22 protein-coding genes are annotated in these 21,360 nt (G+C 51.6%); 1 reads left to right on the forward strand and 21 read right to left on the reverse strand.

Going from position 1 to position 21,360, the window contains the following annotated elements:
• Positions 1–62: 62 nt before the first annotated feature.
• The 19 genes from tviB to rfbB form a co-directional block, all read right to left on the reverse strand.
• Entirely contained in the window at positions 63–1,325 is a 1,263-nt protein-coding gene (gene tviB, locus ACNSOI_RS12725) for a Vi polysaccharide biosynthesis UDP-N-acetylglucosamine C-6 dehydrogenase TviB (RefSeq protein ID WP_420194184.1), read from the reverse strand.
• Positions 1,326–1,394: 69 nt separating this feature from the next.
• The gene (locus ACNSOI_RS12730) at positions 1,395–2,678 is read right to left on the reverse strand and encodes a type II toxin-antitoxin system HipA family toxin (protein WP_420194185.1); all 1,284 of its coding nucleotides are present in this window, start codon (positions 2,676–2,678) and stop codon (positions 1,395–1,397) included.
• Positions 2,675–2,947, reverse strand: coding sequence for an XRE family transcriptional regulator (locus ACNSOI_RS12735; protein ID WP_228703942.1), 273 nt, complete (start codon positions 2,945–2,947; stop codon positions 2,675–2,677). The genes ACNSOI_RS12730 and ACNSOI_RS12735 overlap by 4 nt, the downstream gene beginning before the upstream one ends.
• A gap of 148 nt (positions 2,948–3,095) precedes the next feature.
• Entirely contained in the window at positions 3,096–3,287 is a 192-nt protein-coding gene (locus ACNSOI_RS12740; protein ID WP_106695112.1) for a DUF2283 domain-containing protein, read from the reverse strand.
• Between the two features lie 4 nt (positions 3,288–3,291).
• On the reverse strand, positions 3,292–3,549 hold the full coding sequence (locus ACNSOI_RS12745; RefSeq protein ID WP_420194186.1) for a DUF4258 domain-containing protein: 258 nt from the start codon (positions 3,547–3,549) through the stop codon (positions 3,292–3,294).
• A 27-nt stretch (positions 3,550–3,576) separates the two neighbouring features.
• Complete coding sequence (locus ACNSOI_RS12750; RefSeq protein ID WP_420194187.1) at positions 3,577–5,082, reverse strand: MBL fold metallo-hydrolase; 1,506 nt, start codon at positions 5,080–5,082, stop codon at positions 3,577–3,579.
• A gap of 47 nt (positions 5,083–5,129) precedes the next feature.
• Entirely contained in the window at positions 5,130–7,082 is a 1,953-nt protein-coding gene (locus ACNSOI_RS12755) for a polysaccharide biosynthesis protein (RefSeq protein ID WP_420194188.1), read from the reverse strand.
• A 3-nt stretch (positions 7,083–7,085) separates the two neighbouring features.
• Positions 7,086–7,643 (reverse strand): sugar transferase, encoded by a 558-nt coding sequence (locus ACNSOI_RS12760; RefSeq protein WP_420194189.1) that lies wholly within the window; start codon positions 7,641–7,643, stop codon positions 7,086–7,088.
• Positions 7,640–8,626, reverse strand: coding sequence for a UDP-glucose 4-epimerase family protein (locus ACNSOI_RS12765; RefSeq protein WP_420194190.1), 987 nt, complete (start codon positions 8,624–8,626; stop codon positions 7,640–7,642). The genes ACNSOI_RS12760 and ACNSOI_RS12765 overlap by 4 nt, the downstream gene beginning before the upstream one ends.
• On the reverse strand, positions 8,623–9,384 hold the full coding sequence (locus ACNSOI_RS12770; RefSeq protein WP_420194191.1) for a glycosyltransferase family 2 protein: 762 nt from the start codon (positions 9,382–9,384) through the stop codon (positions 8,623–8,625). The genes ACNSOI_RS12765 and ACNSOI_RS12770 overlap by 4 nt, the downstream gene beginning before the upstream one ends.
• Positions 9,385–9,394: 10 nt before the next feature.
• Positions 9,395–10,510, reverse strand: coding sequence for a hypothetical protein (locus ACNSOI_RS12775; protein ID WP_420194192.1), 1,116 nt, complete (start codon positions 10,508–10,510; stop codon positions 9,395–9,397).
• Between the two features lie 10 nt (positions 10,511–10,520).
• Entirely contained in the window at positions 10,521–11,399 is an 879-nt protein-coding gene (locus ACNSOI_RS12780) for a hypothetical protein (RefSeq protein WP_420194193.1), read from the reverse strand.
• The gene (locus tag ACNSOI_RS12785; RefSeq protein WP_420194194.1) at positions 11,389–12,153 is read right to left on the reverse strand and encodes a hypothetical protein; all 765 of its coding nucleotides are present in this window, start codon (positions 12,151–12,153) and stop codon (positions 11,389–11,391) included. Before ACNSOI_RS12785 ends, ACNSOI_RS12780 begins: the two co-directional genes overlap by 11 nt.
• Complete coding sequence (fcl, locus tag ACNSOI_RS12790) at positions 12,146–13,105, reverse strand: GDP-L-fucose synthase (RefSeq protein WP_420194195.1); 960 nt, start codon at positions 13,103–13,105, stop codon at positions 12,146–12,148. The genes ACNSOI_RS12785 and fcl overlap by 8 nt, the downstream gene beginning before the upstream one ends.
• Position 13,106: 1 nt before the next feature.
• A complete protein-coding gene (gmd, locus tag ACNSOI_RS12795; protein WP_420194196.1) occupies positions 13,107–14,225 on the reverse strand; it encodes a GDP-mannose 4,6-dehydratase in 1,119 nt (372 codons plus the stop codon).
• Positions 14,226–14,392: 167 nt separating this feature from the next.
• Complete coding sequence (rfbD, locus tag ACNSOI_RS12800; protein ID WP_420194197.1) at positions 14,393–15,277, reverse strand: dTDP-4-dehydrorhamnose reductase; 885 nt, start codon at positions 15,275–15,277, stop codon at positions 14,393–14,395.
• A complete protein-coding gene (rfbC, locus tag ACNSOI_RS12805; RefSeq protein WP_420194198.1) occupies positions 15,274–15,816 on the reverse strand; it encodes a dTDP-4-dehydrorhamnose 3,5-epimerase in 543 nt (180 codons plus the stop codon). Before rfbC ends, rfbD begins: the two co-directional genes overlap by 4 nt.
• The gene (rfbA, locus tag ACNSOI_RS12810; protein ID WP_420194199.1) at positions 15,813–16,685 is read right to left on the reverse strand and encodes a glucose-1-phosphate thymidylyltransferase RfbA; all 873 of its coding nucleotides are present in this window, start codon (positions 16,683–16,685) and stop codon (positions 15,813–15,815) included. The genes rfbC and rfbA overlap by 4 nt, the downstream gene beginning before the upstream one ends.
• A complete protein-coding gene (rfbB, locus tag ACNSOI_RS12815) occupies positions 16,682–17,773 on the reverse strand; it encodes a dTDP-glucose 4,6-dehydratase (protein ID WP_420194200.1) in 1,092 nt (363 codons plus the stop codon). The genes rfbA and rfbB overlap by 4 nt, the downstream gene beginning before the upstream one ends.
• A gap of 103 nt (positions 17,774–17,876) precedes the next feature.
• Here rfbB and ACNSOI_RS12820 point away from each other — a divergent pair, with 103 nt between their 5' ends.
• A complete protein-coding gene (locus ACNSOI_RS12820) occupies positions 17,877–19,178 on the forward strand; it encodes an IS1380 family transposase (protein WP_420194073.1) in 1,302 nt (433 codons plus the stop codon).
• 145 nt (positions 19,179–19,323) lie between these two features.
• Here the strand turns inward: ACNSOI_RS12820 and ACNSOI_RS12825 are convergent, their stop codons facing one another.
• Both ACNSOI_RS12825 and ACNSOI_RS12830 read right to left on the reverse strand, forming a co-directional pair.
• On the reverse strand, positions 19,324–20,301 hold the full coding sequence (locus ACNSOI_RS12825; RefSeq protein ID WP_420194201.1) for a glycosyltransferase: 978 nt from the start codon (positions 20,299–20,301) through the stop codon (positions 19,324–19,326).
• A gap of 6 nt (positions 20,302–20,307) precedes the next feature.
• Entirely contained in the window at positions 20,308–21,327 is a 1,020-nt protein-coding gene (locus ACNSOI_RS12830) for an NAD-dependent epimerase/dehydratase family protein (RefSeq protein ID WP_420194202.1), read from the reverse strand.
• Positions 21,328–21,360: the final 33 nt, after the last annotated feature.

Below are 21,360 nucleotides of genomic sequence, written 5' to 3' on the forward strand. Positions count from 1 at the left end.
CGCTACACTCCTCATCAAATAGCCGTCAGACAACTATATCAGGTATCCGATCCGAACACCGATTACAGCCGCAAGTCTGCATGCCCCAACGGCAACACACCTTTCAAATCAAACAACACACCGTTGCCGTTGGTATAACCACGTAATTCATCCGCATTCAAAGCCACGTATTCCCTGTGCGGAACGGCCAGCAAGACAGCGTCATAGCTTTCTTTCGCCGGCTCTGGTACCAATGAAATACCATATTCATGCTCTGCTTCGGCATTATCTGCCCAGCAGTCGGTGACATCCACCTGGCAGCCATAATCCTGAAGTTCGCGCACCACATCAATTACACGGGTATTGCGCAAATCCGGGCAATTTTCTTTAAAGGTAAAGCCCATAATCAAAATACGGGAATCGGCAATGGTGTGGCCTTTTTTAATCATTGCCTTCACCAGGGCCGAAGCAGCATAAGGCCCCATATTGTCATTCACCCGGCGCCCGGCAAGAATAATCTCCGGGTTATAGCCAATGGCCTGGGCTTTATGGGTCAGATAATACGGGTCTACCCCAATACAATGCCCGCCCACCAAGCCGGGTTTAAACGGCAAGAAGTTCCATTTAGTTCCGGCGGCGGCCAATACTTCATTGGTGTCGATCTTCAAACGAGCAAAGATCATCGACAACTCATTCATCAACGCAATATTCAAATCCCGCTGGGTGTTTTCAATCACCTTGGCGGCTTCCGCCACCTTAATGGAACTGGCCTTGTGGGTACCGGCGGTGATGATATCCGCGTATAAGGCATCCACTTCCTCGGCAATCTCCGGCGTAGAGCCGGACGTCACCTTCATGATCGTTGTTACCCGGTGTTCTTTATCGCCCGGGTTGATCCGCTCCGGGCTGTAACCGGCGAAGAAATCCTGGTTGAACACCAGGCCAGACAACTTCTCCAGCACCGGCACGCACACCTCTTCGGTGGCACCCGGGAACACCGTGGATTCGTAAATCACGATGTCGCCCTTCTTCAACACCTTGCTCACACTCTCACTGGCCTTCACCAGCGGCGTCAGGTCTGGGCTCTTGTATTCATCAATGGGCGTAGGCACCGTCACGATGTAGATCTGGCAATCCGCAATGCCCTCCAGCGAATCCGTAAACAACAAATGCTTCGCAGCCGCCAACTCATCCGCAGACACCTCACGGGTAAAATCCACCCCATCCTTAAGCTCGGCAATGCGCTTGCTGTTGATATCAAAACCAACCACCTCGCGCTTCTCACCAAAAGCCGCTGCCAACGGCAAGCCCACATAGCCCAGGCCAATAACACCAATCCTTTTCATGAACCCTCCAATTTTGGGGTCAGACCCCAAGACATTTTGATCGGCCAAATGTTCTGGGGTCTGACCCCATTATTTGATGTTCTGCTGATAGGCTTGATCAAGCTGCTGCTGGATAAGCCGGGTCGTCTCGGCGCTCACGCCCAGCGCCTTCGCTGTGGCGGAGAAACCGGCCAAGGCATCCAGTACACGCTCTATTCCCTGCCTCGCCTGTACCCAGCTGGCAAAGCCTGCCTCAGCGGCCAGCTTTTGCATGGCCTTCAACGGTGGTTTCTTGCCAAACCCGGCATAAGCCGTGCTGTGTTCGCCAAACCGGCCAGGGCTGAAGGTCACGTCATAGAACGGTGCAGGCTGCCAATCGCCATCATCGCTTTGCAGAAACGCCCAGTTCTTGCTGTGATCGTCCTGATTCACTGCGAACAAATTAAACACTGCGCGCAAGAACTGCAGCTGCGCCGCGTTAACGCCACGACATAACTGGCCACTGGCCTTGATCAAATCCTCGTAATCCAGACTGGGCGCCCGGAAATCCGCATCCAGCAAACCACAGGCACTGTGCAGATGAACGCAACCGGGCACATCCTGTGGGCGCCACACCCGGTCAAATCGCTCAACCGCTAACCAGGCCTTGGCACCCGATGCCTCGGGAGCCGGCAGAAGCTGCCAGCGGGGAGGCTGCAATCCCGCGCGCTCTGCCAGTGATAAATAAACCGCTTCACACAGCCCTTCTTCATGGCCCAGAGGCAGATTGGCAGAGGTAAACTTAACCAGCCAGGCTTCATCACCAGCGATGGGCCGAGTGCGACACACGCCGTACTCCCCTTCAGAAAAATACAGTTGCGCCTTGGGCCGCGCGCCTGCGGAGCTTCCGGCGGCAACCAGTTCGGCCAACACATCCGTCGTTTGCCCGTCGAATACGGCCTGCGCCTGAAGCCCAAGCTCTGCTGTTTCAATCAGCTTGTCATCCGCTACCGGCGCAATTTCCGCCACCGGCGTATAACTCAGTGCACCTGTGCCCGTGGCGCCCACAAACGCCAGCCTGTCCATCGGCGTTACCTGGGCTGGCAGAATACCCTGCTGACGAAACACCCGGTCCATCAACAGCAACCCCCAGCCATCAGGCAGAGAATCCGCGAACACCCCCGGCAGCCCGCCATGGGGATCGCGGGGAGCCAACTGAACCGTCGCATCCCACTTCAGCGCAAAGGGCGACAACGGGCTAAACCTGGCCAGGTAATCTGCATCGTACTGAAAGAATACACCTTGCCGGTTCTGCGCCAGGCCACCAACCAGGGCCCGCTGCCCATCGCTGAACGTGCGCCAAACCGATAACTGGCGAACCGGGGCAAAGCTCACTGGGCAAGCACCTCATCCAGTGAACGCGGCATAGGCTTTTGCTCCGCGCTCGTCAAATCCTGCAACCGATGAAGATCATCCACGCACTGCCACAACAGTAAAAACTGACGTAATGAAATCTGCCCTGTGGTTTCAAACTTCTTGATGGTCGGTGCCGGCACAGTACTGCGCTCCGCCAGCGCCGCCCGCGACCACTTCAAGGCCTTCCGCCGCTCCTGCACGTACGCCGCCAAGGCAACCTGTACATCCCGCCCTGAAATCAGATTCACAGAGATACCCCCATATCCAAAAGCCAATTAATCATATCAAATTGGATACAGTAGTATCTATTTTAAATTGGGGTCAGACCCCAAGACATTTTGATCGGTCAAATGTTCTGAGGTCTGCCCCCAAATTTATGACCCCAAATTTACAATGTCACGCCGCGCGGGTGGTTATGAGCGGCCAAGCACCACTCTCTTTGGCATCAAGAACCACAATCTCTACAATCGAGCCGTCTTCCGCATAGCTGATATGGGTGTTCCAGTCCTGAGAAACCTCTTTCACAATCGCCTTATCGCTGAGATGGATTGTCAGAATATCTTCCGATTCATCATAAACGGTACGCATATCATTAACCCTCCCAGGAAAAATGGTGCATTACAGTTTTTACTACCAGCAAATCTTTTTCATAAACCACTGGTACACATAACAGATTGTCACAGCGTTCCTCAAAAAAATGAGCTATCCAGAACCGCTTACTATCTTTGAATCGAGTTTGCCCTTCTTCAATCAATAAAGACAACTCCCTCTCACTGACAGCACGTGAATGCATGCGCTGAGCAGCATGCCGAGTAATCTGCACTTCCTTGGCGAATCGTTTCGAATACATATCGAGTTTTCATCCTTGAACCAACATTTACCCAGGTATCACCACAGCAGCCTCAGGCAGACTCTCACGCAACTTCCCCTGCAACGCCCGCTTCGCCCCGTCATCCCCATGCACAATCCGAATCTCGCTGGGCGGTTGTGGAATGCCCTCCACAAACCGCAGCAAATCCTCCTGCCCGGCGTGGGCAGAATAGCCGCCTACGGTGTGCACCTGCGCCCGGATATCGTAGCGTTCGCCATCCAGCTCAACCCAACCGCCCCGGGGGCCATAGGTCAGAATGTTGCGGCCCGGAGTGCCTTTAGCCTGGTAGCCCACAAACAACACATCGTTGCGGGCATCGCCCAGCATCGCTTTCAGATAATTTACCACCCTGCCGCCGGCGCACATACCGGAACCTGCGATCACCACGCAGGGGCGGTGAGATTTGGCCAGGTATTCCACAGCATTGAGGTGGTCTTCGTGGGAATTGATAACGGTAAGCTGCTCGAAAGAAAGCGGATGGCGGCCGGCTGCCACCAGGGCACGGGCTTCTTCATCCCAGAAGGGTTTGAGGTCTCGGTAGATTTTGGTGAACTCGGCGGCCAGGGGGGAATCGACGACGATTTCCAGATTGCTCCAGGTCAGAGACTCGCTACGGGGTCTGTCCCCTTGGGGACTGACCCCAATGGCACCATCCCCGAACTCCGCAATCAGCCCTTCGATCTCATACAAAAGCTCCTGAGTGCGCCCAATACTGAAAGCCGGTATCAACACCGTACCGCCGTCTTCCAACGCATGCTCCAGAACCGCCTTCAACCGGTACCGCCGCGTTTCCCGGTCTTCGTGGTTCTTATCGCCGTAAGTACTCTCAATCACCAGGCGATCAGCACGCTCCGGGGGCGCGGGCTCCGGAAGCAGCGGAGAATGGGGCGCGCCGAGATCGCCGCTGAACACAATACGCTCCGCCGCCGAGCCGGATAGCGCATCACACTCCACATAAGCCGAACCCAGAATGTGCCCGGCCCTCTGCAGGCGCACCTTCAAACTCCCAACTTCCTCCTCAAACACCGAATGCCATCGACCATAAGGCAGCGGCACCACCCTCGCCCGTATCAGCTCCAAAACACGATTAATCAAAGCGCGATCCCGGGTGAAGCCAATCTTCAGGGCGTCTTCCAGGATTTCCGGAAGCATGATGGCGGAAGGTTCAGAGCAAATGATGGGGCCGTCAAAGCCGGCGGCAAGCAGGTAGGGAATGCGGCCCACGTGGTCGATGTGAACGTGGGTAACCACCAGGGCGCGAATGTGGTCGATGGGGAAATCGATGGCGAGATCGGCGGCGGAGGAGCCTCGGGATTCTTCCTGGCCCTGGAACAGGCCGCAGTCTATGAGGATGCCTGGATGGGAGTTTGACGCTGGCAGAAGGGTGGGGTCTGACCCCGAGGGGTCAGACCCCTTTGTAGACTGAGAGCCTTTTGTAGCCTGCGACATTCGGAGTTCGTGGCACGAGCCCGTTACGCCATTCACGGCGCCGTGGTGAAGAATTTTGATCATGGCAACATCCTTGTCGTCCTATCAATTACTTGGGGGGCAACTCCGAGTCATTTCAACTGAAGCACTTTTCCACCGGCATCCAGTGCCGGCGGGGTGGGCAGGTCACCGTTGTTACACCAAACAAGATCGGCAACATCACCATTCGGTTCGTATGCAGTTCGGCCTTCTTTCAACAGTTCCACTACAGCCCGGCAGTCGAACGCCTGGCTAGCTCGAGTAAACTTGCTCAAAAGGTCTTCTACATTGGCCCAAGGCAAAGAGACCTCTCGGGCCATCATAATACGGGGATGTGAAGTACCCTGTGGATTATCACCAATAAGAAGCTCCTCATAGAGCTTCTCTCCCGGGCGTAATCCCGTGAAAACAATTTCTATATCCCCTGAGGGGTTATCATCCGATTTTTCTTCCAACCCCATCAGGTGAATCATCTTTCTTGCGAGATCAGCAATCTTGACCGGCTCTCCCATGTCCAACACAAATACCTCACCACCGCGCCCCATACTCCCGGCCTGCAACACCAACTGGCTCGCTTCCGGAATGGTCATGAAATAGCGAATGATATCCGGATGCGTCACCGTTACTGGCCCGCCGTCCCGAATCTGATCTCTGAACAAAGGAACGACCGATCCTGATGATCCAAGCACATTACCAAAACGCACCATTGAAAACACAGTTTTGCTCTGGCGTTGAGACAAGCCTTGCAGCACCAACTCCGCCATTCGTTTGCTGGCCCCCATCACATTAGTAGGCCGCACAGCCTTATCTGTGGAGATCAGAACAAAACGTTCAACACCGGCAGAGATGGCCGCCTCTGCCGTATGCCAGGTACCGAATACATTATTCTGGATACCTTCAATAATATTATGCTCAACCAGAGGCACATGTTTATACGCCGCCGCATGATAGACAGCCTGAACGCCAAAGGCCTTCATGACAGCTTCACACCGCCTGAGATGCGTCACACTGCCCAGAACCGCATGCACCGAAACATCCAGGCTCTCAACATCACTGATCGTGCGCAATTCCCTCTCGATGGCATACAGAGAAAACTCGGATTGCTCAAACAACACCAGCACCCGGGGCTTGTGGCGCAAAATCTGGCGACACAACTCAGAGCCAATTGATCCACCCGCCCCGGTTACCATTACAGACTTTCCGTAAAGGCTCTCGGAAACGATCGCCGCATCCGGGCGCACTGGGTCACGCCCCAGCAGGTCCTCAATCTCCAAATCGCGTATGTCGTTGATCCGTGCCTGCCCAGCTACCAGCTCCGACATCGAAGGAACGGTCTGGACAGGTATAGACAGCCTCTCAAGCGCGGCGAGCAATTCTTTTCGATTAACAGGCACCGCGTCCTCTAATGCGAGCAGCGCCCGTGAGGCATCCAACTCTCGTACTGCTTTCTCCAAATGCTCTACGGAATAGACCGGCAACCCACTAATTAAAGACCGGTGATTGCTGCTAACCAACGAGACAAACCCCACAGGGCGGTATTCAACGCCCTGGGCCAAGGCGGATGCCAACTGCATCCCTTTGGGCCCGGCGCCCACTATTAAAACTGTGTTCTTGGCCTTCTCTCTGGGCCGGCGAACAATCGCACGTACCGTAAAGCGCGTACCCGCTACCAATAAGAAAGCAAACGCACCATAGATAACCGGCACTGAGCGAGGGACCAACGCCTGGAACAGAAACCCAAAAACAATCAGAGCAACACTGGAAATGGCGACACCCAGAATGATCGCCAGGAAGGCGTGCTCACTGAGATATCGAATAACAGCCCGATACAATCCGAGCTTGATAAAAGCGCCAATCGTAATCAGCACCGTGGCAAGCGACACGAGAAGCTGTTTTTCATTAGGCATCCACGTGAGTGTCTCGAACCGCAGCGCAAAAGCGCCCCAAATCGCAACAGCCAGCAAGAGGAAGTCGACAGCCACCGAAACCAAACGCTTGGCAGGTCGAGACCACCCCAGTACTGATTCAATAGCATTCGATTTCACCTGCTACTCCCCCGATTTCACGCGATCACCCGACCCTTTGCCAGTGGCCGTTTGAACGATATAACGGAAATAGTGCTTTAAATCCAAAGAGCGCAACATCGCTGCATCGGTTTCAGCCAGCAATTGTGGAGTCGACATATCAATACCGTTCACCTGTGCCAGCCCCGTAATACCAGGGCGGGCCTTCAGAACTCCACGGCTCTCCCGCTCCTCAATAAGCTCGACCTGATTAAACAAACAGGGCCTTGGACCAACCAGACTCATCTCACCTTTCAGCACATTCCAGAGTTGAGGCAATTCATCAAGCTTTGTCCGCCTGAGAAACCGGCCAACCGGCGTAATGGATGATGAATCTGCCAGATGGCTGGCAACGGATTTAGTCTCCGGCGCCATGGTGCGAAACTTTATCAAGGTAAACGGTTTCTTGTACCGCCCAACCCGCTCCTGACGGAACAATGGAGAGCCGGTATCAAACAACCCGACGATAAAGATAACCACAAGAAAAGGCAGGCCAAATACCAAGCCAACAGTGGCAAAAACAATATCAAGAATCCTGATCACGCCAGATCTCCAGATTCCCCTGGGCAGTTATAATCACCCACCGTCAATTTCAACCCTTCTTTTACCGAGTAGGGTGCAGACCAACCCAGAACATCACGAGCCTTACTCGAATCGACCCTCAATGCACCTGTCAAACGCTCAACCGCAGCCCTTTTACCTAACAACACTGCTGCAAATCGAAACAGAACCACCGGCATTAACACCAGCCATGGGGCTCGACCCTGGGCGCGCCTGAGTTCCACCAAAAGCTCTGAAAACGAAAGCGTTTCATCGTCACTAACCAAGAAAGTCTCTCCCGCGGCGGCCGGCAAGCTAACACATTGAATCAGGAAATCTGCAAGATTGCCGACGTAAACCATGCTACGTTTGTTCTTCATAGAACCAAATGGCAACGGTATCGGCAAGTTACACAGCTTCAACAAACTCGCAAAATTTCCCTTAACGCCAGGGCCATAGACCAAAGGCGGCCGCACCACAACCAACTCCATGCCCACTTGTTCACAGAACTCCTTCAGCTTTAGCTCTGCCTCGTGCTTTGAACGTGCGTACGCATCCTCAGGAACCGGCTTATCGGCCTCGCAAAAGGGGGCCCTGTGATTGGTGTCTTCTCCATGCACCTTAACGGTACTTATAAACACAAAGCGTTTAACGCCCGCCTTGCTAGCCTCACTGGCCAAATTAAGTGCGCCATCCACGTTAACACGCAGATACTCCTCCAGGGGATCCAAAGATTGGTCTTTCATCACATGAGCGCGGGCAGCACAATGGACCACCACGTCAACTCCATAAAGTGCATCAGCCCAGCCTTCGCAATTAACCAACTCAAGTCCAGACACAAAACGGAATCCGGGGTCATCAACGACTCGCCCAGAACGCGCTACTGCAACCACCTCATAACGGTCTGACTGTGCAAGCAGGCGCTTTACAACAGCGCTGCCAACAAATCCCGAAGCACCGGTCACCAAAACCCGTTGCTTACTCATTGCCCGGGCCGCCTGATCAGTTCCAATAACTTGAAGGGAATTTTGCTCAAAACGAAAAGGAGATTGGTGTAGATGCCGTTATCACGGCAGGCTCGGACAATCTCGCGATTCAGACGTATGCTACTTCTGACTCCACTCGTGCTGACTCCGCCCGCACGCATTCGAACCAGAACCTTATCCAGATACATCCACTTCAATCCGGCCACCAGCAGCCAGCGAACGAACATGTCGTAGTCCGCGGCAATACGCATGTCGAGGCGGTATTCACCCACCCGTTCATATGCACTCTTCCTGACAAAGGTTGCGGGATGCGGTGGCATCCAGCCGAATCTAAGCTTCCAGGGTCGAAAATGCTCTGCACCGTAATAGCGAGTAACCCTTAACAGATCCTCCGGAGCCACAAAAACAACATCGCCAAAGACGACATCAACATCCGGGTTTTCAGCAAAGACACGTACAACGGACGAAATAACGTCTTCTGATTCATAGAAATCATCAGAGTTGAGTATACCGACTATATCACCCGTAGCCCGGGCAACACCTTTGTTCATGGCATCGTATAACCCTTCATCCGGCTCTGATACCAGCACATCAGATTCCCGCACTCGGGTACGCACCTTGTCAACCGTACCGTCAGTTGAACCACCATCGACAATCACGTGTTCTGTATCAGGATAAGTTTGCGATGAAACCGCAGCCAAAGTCCCCTCAATGGTTTCAGCGCTATTAAAACAAACAGTAATGACAGAAACTTTCAAAAAACGAACCTCAGGTCTCGGAAAAAATCAGCGATTTGTACTGTGGCCTATAAAAATAGGCCATTGGCCCTAAAAGAGCATAGTCAATCAGATTCCCAAAAAAAATAACATCAAAGAAACCTCGGAAAAGCATTACGCATAGCAGTACAAGGAGGAATCCCGAACTCGATGCAAGCAAACGTATAAAAATCAAAAAAATTACCACTAAACTTACAAACAACATAAATCCAAAGTTAGAATGAAAACGAATGAAGGCATTGTGAGGATTTCCACCATACTCCTGGATAGCCAACACCAGCTTCTCGTCGCCCCCTAAAAGCAATGAAAACAGATTCAGCTCACCCAAATAACCGAGAAGCATTTCATACCTTGGACTTTCAATACCTGATGAAAAATTGGTTTCTGAAGATAGATAATCAGCCACAACAGGCCCTAACACGATTGCAGCCATAACCGAAGCACAGAAGTAAAACAAAGAAAACTTAAACTTCCAACAGAAAAAAAGAACACAAAAAACCACCAGCATCAATGCCACAATATTAGATCTTCCATAAAGCGGGATCGTAATCAGGGCAGAAGAAATTACTATCAGAATACTAGGGCGAACATCCTTCTCATAACATATCCATAGATAACCACCTAGCAGGGCCAGAACCACTGCACCGACTATATTTCTACTGTAACCGGAAAAAATCTGATTAAATTCTCCGGGGCCAAAACCGAGGGCAAGCCAGCAAAAATACAAATACAGCAAGTAGCCCAGCAATGGAAATTTATAGGCGACGTCTCCAAGGTTAAAATCCCTGATAACCACAGCCATCGCCAGCCCACCCGTCAGGAAGAGTGCGGCAATCAGTGAGCTACCCCCTGAGCGATCGAGGGCAGCGAGCCCCATGAGAAAAATGAACAAGACATATATAATGTGGGGCAGCTTAAGATCGTTCGAGAAGCACGCAAAAAAAAGAAAAAACGAAAAGGATAGCGCAGCAAGAATGAGCCGAATGTAGAAAAAACCAGAAAACAGTGCCAGGAACAGCAGCAGCGTATAAACAAGCACCCCTACCATTAAGATTTGTCGAACCAGCGTGGTATGTGATGAAACGTTCGACACCTCAGGCCTATCCATCGCTGATACCCTAAACAGAGTCACTTCTACCCATTCTTGGAAATGCGTCTATGAAAGAGCCCGGCGTCTGATTAAAAATCTTGACACCAAGAGACGCCGACAGCTCGCCGATTACCCGGTAACTTTTATGCACAAGGCGATAACTCTCAAAAATCTCCTCCATGGAAAAATGCTGACCAGAAAGCCGATCTTTATATAAGGGTGACAGATCTGGCTCCTTATCGTAGAAATGACTATCTTTTATGTACAATAAGTTATCGTCAGAAACGTGGAGATTTTTATGCCAGGAATGATCGGCGCCATCGATTACCACTTTGGAGTGGCCGTTCAGAATTGACAAATAAATGGCAGCAATCAAAACATTGTTCGCGCGGGGCATCAATATCTGATGCTTCATTAAATACAAAAAAGGAAACCTAAAATACAACTTCAAACCAACGTCTCGGAAAAACACAAGCCTTATGGATGTACCCCGAAACAACTCAATCAAAGCCTGACTCATCGAATAGAATCTAATGGGAATATACAGATTCATGTCCCAATCAACCGTCTCTGCCAGTTTTATAAACAAGCTATTCCCAGATGCCAGATCAGCTTCAAGTGCATTAAAATAATTCGGATCGAATATCACATACTCTGATGGTTTGCATAAAATAAAGGCATCCTGAAAAGCAAAATTATTCACACAATAAACATCATGGCTACTGCCAATAGATGCCCAGTCGGCAGAAGCAACAAAATCTTGCAGTGAGGGCCCATTCCCCAGTATCAGCGCCTTTTTATGGCGAGATAGATGACTACACCGACTATAGAACTGGTTATTTCTGGCAACAAAACTTCTAAAATAGACAGGCCAGTAACTTAAGTGACGTCTCAGTTTACTTATCACAATTAACCGCATCCATTTCACGTCTAACCCGCACCAGAAAGTCTACAAACAATGTCAAAATCACCGCAGAAATTAGGGAGGCCAGAACAACCACCGCAAATTTGATAATAGTAGGCAGGCCCTCAGGCTCCATTCCTGGCCTCGCCAAAGTCAGGACCGTCGCTTCGTCCAGCGATTGTACCCGCTCAAGAAGCTTCGAACGCCGCTCAATCAGGGAGGCCAGTACCGCATCCCCCCCAGAACCATCTGGCGTCTCCTTTATGCCCTGTTCAACCGTCTCAATTTGGAGATCTAATCGTTCTGCAACCTGTTGCAGTAACTTCAAGTGATCGGCAACCAAACTGGAAACAGCTGTCTCGTGAACGTCACGAACAAGAGCTTCACCCGACCTGGGCAAAGTAGTTGATAGCGCAATCAGATCATCCGAGCCAACGCCGTACACCGACACTTTCAGTTTCTCTCCGCGCGAACCCTCGAGTGCAGCAATCGCATCAGGAATATGATCTCGCTCCAGGCGCATTATCGATGCCTGAAGCGGCTCAACCGGTCTACCCTGCGACACCATTGCAGGCTTTATAAGTGTTAGGTAACTGAACTTCTCCTCGCTCAAACCTACCAGCAAACCTCCTGCCACCAATGGCAACAGAAAGCTAGAAAGAAACAAATACTTCCAAAGAAAGAACGCCTGAAAAATCGCAACCAGACTGATTGCCTCTATGTCACCCGACTTAAAACCCTGATCCGCTCTAGACATTTTCACGGTACCACTTATAAGCGCTTCGCAACCCATCTTCCAGCTCGATGCTTGCCCCCCACCCCAACGCCTTCAACCGGCTCACATCCATTAACTTCCTCGGCGTACCATCCGGCTTGCTGCTATCAAACACAAGCCTTCCCGAGAATCCGGTTACCCTGGCAACCGTCTCTGCCAGTTCCCGGATGGTGCAATCCACACCGGTGCCCACATTGATGTGTGAAAGCATTGGCTCGGTGTTGCTGGTGTAGGTTTCGTAGTCCAGCTCCATCACGTGCACACTGGCCGCGGCCATGTCATCCACGTGCAAGAACTCACGCATAGGTTTGCCGCTGCCCCAGATAACAACTTCCTCATCGCCCGCTTTCACGGCTTCGTGAAAGCGCCGCAACAAAGCCGGGATCACATGGCTGTTTTCCGGGTGGAAGTTATCATTCGGGCCATACAGATTGGTGGGCATCACGCTGCGGTAGTCCCGCCCATATTGGCGGTTGTAGCTTTCGCACAGTTTGATGCCGGCGATTTTAGCAATCGCATAGGGCTCGTTGGTTGGCTCAAGAATACCCGTTAATAAGGCGTCTTCACGCATGGGCTGTTCGGCAAACTTCGGATAAATGCAGGACGACCCGAGAAACAACAACTTTTGCACACCGGCCTGGTGAGCAGCATGAATCAGGTTGGCTTCAATCATCAGGTTTTCGTAGATGAATTCCGCCGGGTAAGTGTTGTTTGCGTGAATACCCCCAACCTTGGCAGCGGCAATGTATACCTGCTCCGGTTGATGCTCGACAAACCAGGCCTGCACGGCCGCCTGATCAAGCAGATTCAGTTGATCACGGCTGGCGGTAAGAATATCCGTATAGCCCAACGACTCAAGGCGACGCACAACGGCAGAACCCACCATACCCCGATGCCCAGCTACAAATACCCTCTGATTGCGCAGTTCAGACATCTCAGTTCTCCACCGATACCGGCACGTCATGGCCATGGGCCTTGAGCAAGGCATGGCGCCTGGCAGTCTGCAGGTCTTCCTGAACCATCTCGGCACACATCTCCTGAACCGTGATCTCTGGCACCCAGCCAAGCGTTTCCTTCGCCTTGGTAGGATCCCCCAGCAAAGTCTCCACCTCAGCGGGGCGAAAATAACGGGGGTCTACCCGAACCACTACGTCCCCAGGCTTAACCGCCGGCGCAGAATCACCGGAGACAGACACAACCGTTGCTGTTTCCTCTACGCCTTCACCGTCAAAACGAAGCTCGATACCCAATTCAGCCGCAGACCACTGGATAAACTCCCGAACCGAATACTGAACGCCGGTCGCGATAACAAAATCTTCCGGCTGATCCTGCTGCAGCATCATCCACTGCATGCGCACGTAATCCTTTGCATGCCCCCAATCCCGGAGCGCATCCAGATTGCCCATATACAAACAGCTCTCCAACCCCTGGGCAATATTGGCCAGGCCGCGGGTGATCTTCCGGGTAACAAAGGTTTCACCGCGCCGCGGTGATTCATGGTTAAACAGCACGCCATTGCACGCATACATGCCATAGGCTTCCCGATAATTCACGGTAATCCAGTAGGCATAGAGTTTGGCAACCGCATAGGGGGAGCGGGGATAGAACGGTGTGGTTTCCTTCTGGGGAATTTCCTGCACCAGGCCGTAAAGCTCAGAGGTGGAAGCCTGATAAAAGCGAGTTTTCTTCTCCAACCCCAGCAAACGAATCGCCTCTAACAGGCGCAAGGTACCCATGGCATCCACATCTGCGGTGTATTCCGGCGACTCAAAACTTACCGCCACGTGGGACTGCGCCCCCAGGTTATACACCTCGTCTGGCTGGACTTCCTGCAAAATCCTCGTGAGGTTGGAAGAATCCGTCAGGTCACCGTAATGCAACACAAATCGTTGATTATCAGTGTGGGGATCTTGATAGATATGGTCTACACGCTGGGTATTAAACAACGACGCCCTGCGCTTGATACCGTGTACCTCGTACCCTTTTTGCAGCAGGAACTCTGCGAGGTAGGAACCATCCTGCCCGGTAACACCGGTAATCAACGCCTTCTTCATCGTAAAACCCTAAAAGTTTCCAAAAACAAAACAGAAACGGGCCTTCGCTCCACACGAAAGCCCGCTTGCTCGGAGATTGGCGCAAGTTTACGCCATCAGCACGATTTTTTCAGTAACCATCACGTAAACAACCCATTGGTTAGGTTCACCCCTAACGCACGGAAATCCTATTTTTTCGCGGCATCATCCGCCTCAAGCACCTTACTACAAACATCTCTTAGAGAGTCGGCCCAGCTTCCTTCTCGAATTCCCACTCTCGCCTCAAGTAATGACCCATCGAGAACAGAAAAAGCCGGGCGTTTCGCAGGCGTTGGGAATTCAGAAGTGGGTATTGGATTAACTACCGGGAACTGGAAGTCGGCCTTTAGATCCCCGCAAGCTTGGAAAATCTCCTGTGCAAACCCATACCAACTGCAGTGTTGCCCCCCAGAAAAATGGTATGTGCCGTTCACTGGCGGTTTTTCTGCCAAAACTCTCAACGCTGCGGCCAGATCCCCAGCATAGGTGGGCGTACCGATCTGATCATTCACAATTGCCAGACTGTCACGCTCACTCCCGAGCATCACCATTGTCTTTAAAAAATTGCTGCCGTATTCACTAAAAATCCAAGCAGCGCGGACAATGACATAGCGCTTAGCCTTCTCCGCTTCCTTCTCACCGGCTAACTTGGATTTTCCATACACACCCATCGGATTGACGGAATCTATCTCACGGTAGGGCCGAGTTGATGAGCCATCGAATACATAATCCGTGGACACATGAATCAGAAAAGCGCCAATCTTATTGACCGCCGCGGCTAAATGAGCGACAGCCTCGGCGTTCACTTTGAATGCTAGATCCGGTTCTGCTTCCGCTTTGTCAACCGAAGTATAAGCCGCAGCGTTAATTATTACGTCGGGCTCATGGGCAAGAACAAAAGCCTCAACTGAATTGGAACTTGTGATATCGAGCTCACTTCGGCCTGCTGCAATAACCTCATGGCCAGATTCTTTAAAACTGTCTTGCAAGCATTTTCCCAGCTGCCCGCACGCACCCGTTATCAGTACTCTCATGAACTACAAAACTCCCGAAAACTAGGGGCCTTCGCATCTTTCTCTGATAACTTGACCTCAAGATCAATAGGCCACTTTATCCCTATATCTGGATCATCCCATGCAATCGCACCTTCATCTGTCGGGTCATAGTAATCGGTGCATTTGTACTCAAAGTCTGCCGTCTCACTAACAACTACAAAGCCATGCGCGAAGCCAGGGGGCACCCAGAACTGGCGCTTGTTATCACCACTCAGATAAACACCTTCCCACTGACCAAAGGTGGGCGAATCACGACGAAGATCTACTGCAACATCAAACACTTCACCACTCACCACCCGCACCAGCTTCCCCTGTGGCTTCGTGATTTGAAAGTGCAAGCCACGTAAAACGCCCTTACCTGACCGGGAGTGATTATCTTGCACAAACGGCAAACTGATACTTGCCTCTTGGGCGTACCGCTCCGCCTGAAAAGTCTCAACAAAAAAGCCCCGGTGGTCTCCAAACACTTGGGGCTCAATCACCACACAATCCTTAAGGGTCGTCGGAACAACCTTCATACCTGCTCCTCAGCCAATCTCATTAGATACTGCCCGTAACCGGTCTTGGCGAGCTGCTGCCCCTTTTCGGCCAGCCAACCCTGGGTTACCCAACCGTTCCGGAAGGCAATTTCCTCAAGACAGGCAATTTTTAATCCCTGGCGATGCTCAACCGTTTGAACGAAATGCCCAGCTTCGATAAGCGAGTCGTGAGTTCCCGTATCCAACCAGGCGAACCCTCGCCCAAGAACACTCACATTCAAGTCACCCCGCCTTAGATAGGTATTATTTACATCGGTGATCTCTAATTCACCTCGATTTGAAGGCTGGATTTGTTTAGCAATATTCACTACATCGTTGTCGTAGAAATACAAACCTGTCACGGCGTATTGTGACTTGGGGCGTTCGGGCTTTTCTTCAATCGACAGTGCCCTGCCCGACCCATCGAACTCCACAACTCCGAAACGCTCGGGATCCGTCACATGATAACCAAACACCGTGGCCCCTGTTCCACGACCGACTGCCTCACGTAGCATCTGACTGAAACCATAGCCATGGAAAATGTTGTCCCCCAAGATCAAGCACACACTATCGTCGCCGATAAATTCTTCACCAATGATAAACGCCTGAGCAAGGCCATCCGGAGAGGGTTGTGGTGCGTAGCTAAGCTCGATACCAAAGTCAGATCCATCCCCAAGTAATTTAGAAAAGCTGGGCAGATCCTCCGGGGTGGAAATTACAAGTATTTCTCTAATTCCGGCCAACATCAGAACCGAGAGCGGATAGTAGATCATCGGCTTATCATAGACCGGTAACAACTGTTTAGAGACGCCGCGAGTGATGGGATGAAGCCGGGTGCCAGAACCGCCGGCAAGAATGATACCCTTCATGCGTTTTCCCCCAAACGATCCAATCGGTACTCTCCACTCAACACTCGCTGCCACCACTCAGGGTTATCCAGGTACCACCGGACAGTTTTACGAATGCCCGTCTCGAAAGACTCTTCCGGCAGCCAACCCAGCTCTCGTTCAATCTTACTGGCGTCTATCGCATACCGAACGTCGTGTCCGGGCCTATCCTTTACAAACGTAATTAACTCTCGGTAGTGGGCCACCGTAGAGGCCGGCTGCCACTTCAGGTGCGGATAGGTGCCCGGTGGAGACATTTCTTGCAACAGATCACATATGGTTTCCACCACTTCGAGATTTGTTTTCTCGTTATGGCCACCAATATTGTAGGTCTCTCCTACCAGCCCCTCGGTAGCCACGCGCAGCAACGCACGCGCATGATCTTCCACATACAGCCAATCACGAATCTGAGAGCCATCGCCATATACCGGCAAAGGTTTGCCCGATAAAGCATTCAAAATCATGTGCGGTACGAGTTTCTCAGGAAAATGAAAAGGCCCATAATTATTGGAGCAATTGGTGATCACAACCGGTAGACCATAGGTTCTATGCCAAGCCCGCACCAAATGATCGGAACTGGCTTTAGACGCCGAATAAGGCGAACTCGGCGCATAGGCCGTTGTTTCGGTAAACAGGTCGGAAGTATTCTCCAGATCTCCATAAACTTCATCTGTCGAAATATGGTGAAACCGGAACACCGATTGTTCTGATTTATCCAGACTTAGCCAATACCGACGAGTTGCTTCTAACAGCGTATAAGTCCCTACGATGTTGGTTTGAATAAAATCTGATGGACCATCGATCGACCGATCAACATGACTTTCCGCCGCCAAATGCATAATGTGGGTTGGCTGAAACTCAGAGAACACGCGATCCAATGCCGAAGCATTGGAAATATCTACAGGAAAGAAACGGTAACGAGGAGACCCAGAGACCCCCTTAACAGATTCCAAATTGCCCGCATAGGTCAGCTTGTCTAGGTTAGCCACGCTGCACCCAGACATCTGGGCGATCTGTCTAATTACGGCTGACCCAATGAATCCGGCACCACCTGTAACCAGAATCCGCATCACTTAGCCCGGATTTCTCATGACGGGATAAAAGAAAGCGGCTGAAAGTGCTATGATTTCAAGAGCCTAACCAATCCACCAAGCACCAACAGCCGCTTCCAAAATGGTACCTGAAAAACTGACCTTCTCGCCACTCTCTCGCCGTCAAATTGAAGCCGACTTCTCCGGTGGCCACATTACCTCCGATGCCGGATTGCTCCTACTTCGCGAAGTCGACAAACAACACCAGCTCACTCAGCGCCTGGCTACGGTTCTGAACGATGCCCGTAATCCGGTACTGGTTCGCCACAAGCTTCAGACCATGATCCGGCAGCGGGTCTTTGGCGTGGCCGCCGGGTACGAAGACCTGAACGATCACGAGGCGCTACGCACTGATCAGGCACTTCAGACCGCGACCGGTGAAGATGCCATTCTGGCGGGCAAATCGACCTTGTGCCGCATGGAACAGCGCGTGGACCGGCAGGCGGTGGTCAAAGCCCACGAACTGCTGTGGCATCACTTCATTGAACAGCACGAGACTCCACCCAAGGAAATTGTGCTGGATTTTGATGGCACCGATGTTCCGGTGCATGGCGACCAGCCCGGCAAGTTCTTTAACGCCTACTACGATCACCATTGTTACTTCCCACTGTACGTGTTCTGCGGTCGCCATCTGCTGGTGAGCTACCTGCGCACCAGCAACCGAAGCGACAGCCGCCACAGCTGGGCCATTCTGGCCTTGCTGGTGAAGTTCATTCGGCAGTACTGGCCGGATACCCGCATCGTGTTCCGGGGTGACAGCGGCTTTTACCGTCCCCGATTGCTGAGCTGGTGCGACCGGAACAACGTGGACTATCTGGTCGGCATCAGCAAGAACAGCCGGCTGCTCAAGGAGGTAGACGTACCCTCGATGCTGGTTCGCAAGGCTCACAACGAACTGGGTGAAAAAGTCTCCGCCACCTACCGGTTCCAGTACCAGGCCCGAACCTGGAAACACCCCCGCTGGGTGATCGCGCGTCTGGAGGAAGGCGAACTGGGTGCCAACCCCAGGTTCATTATCAGTTCCCGTTACGACGACGGCGTTAAACTCTACTACGAGCAATACTGTGCCCGGGGTGACATGGAAAACCGGATCAAGGATCAGCAGTTGTGTCTGTTCGCAGATCGCACCTCCAGCACGCGGTGGTGGACCAATCAGTGGCGGTTGCTCCTGTCGGGCTTTGCCTACACGCTGTTCGAGCGATTACGGGCCCACTTGAAGAAGACGCCCTTCGAGAGAATGAGCGCCAGTAACCTGCGGCTGAAGCTGATCAAGGTGGGCGCGGTCATCATTCGCAACACTCGGCGCATACGGGTGTTGATGAGCGATGCCTATCCTTACAAAGACGAACTCTCTGACCTGGTGCGTCAACTGGTTCCGGGATAGAAGCCCGGGCTCCCCCGGCCCGACTCAATGGGGGAAAGGGGGCCGTGTGTCCGGACAACAGGAATTGATCGATTATTGATCAGTCACGGCCGCCAATGAGCGGTAATGGCGGTAACCCGCACAGTCTGCGAGACTTGCTGGGGACCTATGAGAAATCCGGGTTAGTCCCCGCAAACGGCCCAAGCCAATAACCCCGGTACATTCCGATCTTCCTTTTTAATCGAACCGACAACTTGCGCTCACGCTGCCCCAACTTGTAGGCTATCAACTTAACGGCGTTGCGTAGTAAGGCCCCGGGCCACAAATAGCTTCTCCTGATTCCTAAAAACTCAATCTCTGACTTCACATACTTCAAGCCTTCTCCGCCGGCACCTCCAAACTCCTGACGTATCCAGGGCTCTCGAGAATGAAACACCCCCATATCGAAATACCGTCGGAACTCCTCGGAAACAGTATAATTATGAGAATGACGGCAGCAGGCGTCTCCGGCGTACGCTACCTTAAAGTCTGCAAGTAACATCTTTGCAGCTACATACATGTCTTCGGCAAAAATAACGTGCTCTGGAAATCCTCCCACTTCTTGTAATGCCTCTCGGCGGTATGCAGCGAATGAATTGGATATAAAAGCAGCCTTAATACCTAAAGCCGGTATGTCATCCTTGGATTTGACCCGTGAAACCGGAGGATAGTTAAAAAACCTGGCATGTTGCGCCAAAGGGTTTGCCTCATAGTGAGGTAGCTGACGACCACAAACCGCGCCAACGCTGCTGTCCGCCAACGGAGTCAGAATATTTCGAATGGCGTCTTTATCCTCAAGATAAGCGTCCTGAGTTAGAAAGACATAAACATCATAGTCGGGGAAATCATTCACCATCTTCTGACGCGTGCCGCCATGGTTAAATTCTGCCCCGGGGATGACAACAAGTTGCGTTACTTGCCCACATAATTGTCGACGTTGCGCCAGCTCTCCAGTGCCGTCAGACGAGCTAGAGTCGACGATTAACAGGTCAAACTGTGTGGTTTGGCACTGCATGCTGTCAAGTAACCGCTCTAGGTCATCCCTCCCATTGAACGTAGGCACGATACACGCAATGCGTAACTTGGTAAGGTTCTCGTTAATCATCTGTTCTTAACTCCATTCCTCGGGACATTCTTTCTTCCAATCTTCAAAAGCCGCACGCAAGGAATATTGATAGGAATACCCTTTATCTAAAAGATACTGGGGTCGTATATTGTTTGATCGCACCAATTTTCTAATCCTCACCGGACTGAAGGGATGACTTATACCCAAAGGCTTGGCGAAGAATTCAATGACGTACGAACAAGTTAAAAGTACCTTATACGATATATTAGGGACCCGGCGTTTAACTCCAGCCACATCACAAATAGTATCAACGTACTCTTGGATAGATGGACCCGGGTTCATGCTCATATTAAACAGGCTTATTTTTTCGCCATGCTTATCCTGGTTCTCCAAAACCCAACAAATAGCCCCACACAGTTCTTTAACGTAAGTACCTGCTTTCCTTGTGTTTCGGTTGCCCATATAAAAAAAGTAACGTCCAAGAACAGCTTTGATCAGCCGAGATACGTTACCGCCTTCGCCGGGACCAAATACTACACCTGGGCGAACAATCACCAGACGACGATTAACCTCGTCCCTGGCCTGCCAGATCTGATGTATTTTTTCAGCAACCAACTTCGAGCCGCCGTAAGCGGTTGCAGGAACCGGCAACGATGACTCTGTTCTTACTTCTTCACTCGGCCCATAAGGAGAGATAGAGCTGGTGAACACCAAGCGGTTACAGTTCACCTTCTCTGCAAATGCACACACATTCTCTGCGCCTAGCAAATTGGTCTCGTAATATTCATAATCTTCGTGACCGGGCTCCCGATGAATCGCCGCAAAGTTTGCAATCAACGACACATCTTCCGACGGAACCCAATCTAGTTTTTCACGAACATCAACAGCTTTGTATTCGATGCAAGGATCAGCGTCAAAAAGACGCCTTCTAAAGTCACTCGGCTTTTCATCAAGAGATTGATTATCAACAATGTAGGCTTTATCTATGCTTTCCTTTTCTAAAAGAAATTTAGCAAAATAAAGGCCTATAAATCCTGCACCACCGAATATAACAGCAGTATTCAAACCTATGCCTCCAAATTCCGAACATTGAAAACC

The sequence above is a fragment of the Marinobacter sp. GH_1 genome (assembly GCF_048595985.1).
Taxonomy (GTDB): domain Bacteria; phylum Pseudomonadota; class Gammaproteobacteria; order Pseudomonadales; family Oleiphilaceae; genus Marinobacter; species Marinobacter shengliensis.

Coding starts and splice junctions, on each gene's coding strand:
- ACNSOI_RS12740 (WP_106695112.1), bottom strand. CDS start 3,287: ATGCGTACCGTTTATGATGAATCGGAAGATATTCTGACAATCCATCTC.
- ACNSOI_RS12765 (WP_420194190.1), bottom strand. CDS start 8,626: ATGAGTAAGCAACGGGTTTTGGTGACCGGTGCTTCGGGATTTGTTGGC.
- ACNSOI_RS12750 (WP_420194187.1), bottom strand. CDS start 5,082: ATGATCAAAATTCTTCACCACGGCGCCGTGAATGGCGTAACGGGCTCG.
- rfbB (WP_420194200.1), bottom strand. CDS start 17,773: ATGCGGATTCTGGTTACAGGTGGTGCCGGATTCATTGGGTCAGCCGTA.
- rfbA (WP_420194199.1), bottom strand. CDS start 16,685: ATGAAGGGTATCATTCTTGCCGGCGGTTCTGGCACCCGGCTTCATCCC.
- tviB (WP_420194184.1), bottom strand. CDS start 1,325: ATGAAAAGGATTGGTGTTATTGGCCTGGGCTATGTGGGCTTGCCGTTG.
- fcl (WP_420194195.1), bottom strand. CDS start 13,105: ATGTCTGAACTGCGCAATCAGAGGGTATTTGTAGCTGGGCATCGGGGT.
- ACNSOI_RS12825 (WP_420194201.1), bottom strand. CDS start 20,301: ATGATTAACGAGAACCTTACCAAGTTACGCATTGCGTGTATCGTGCCT.
- rfbD (WP_420194197.1), bottom strand. CDS start 15,277: ATGAGAGTACTGATAACGGGTGCGTGCGGGCAGCTGGGAAAATGCTTG.
- ACNSOI_RS12820 (WP_420194073.1), top strand. CDS start 17,877: ATGGTACCTGAAAAACTGACCTTCTCGCCACTCTCTCGCCGTCAAATT.
- ACNSOI_RS12775 (WP_420194192.1), bottom strand. CDS start 10,510: ATGGATAGGCCTGAGGTGTCGAACGTTTCATCACATACCACGCTGGTT.
- rfbC (WP_420194198.1), bottom strand. CDS start 15,816: ATGAAGGTTGTTCCGACGACCCTTAAGGATTGTGTGGTGATTGAGCCC.
- ACNSOI_RS12745 (WP_420194186.1), bottom strand. CDS start 3,549: ATGTATTCGAAACGATTCGCCAAGGAAGTGCAGATTACTCGGCATGCT.
- ACNSOI_RS12785 (WP_420194194.1), bottom strand. CDS start 12,153: ATGTCTAGAGCGGATCAGGGTTTTAAGTCGGGTGACATAGAGGCAATC.
- gmd (WP_420194196.1), bottom strand. CDS start 14,225: ATGAAGAAGGCGTTGATTACCGGTGTTACCGGGCAGGATGGTTCCTAC.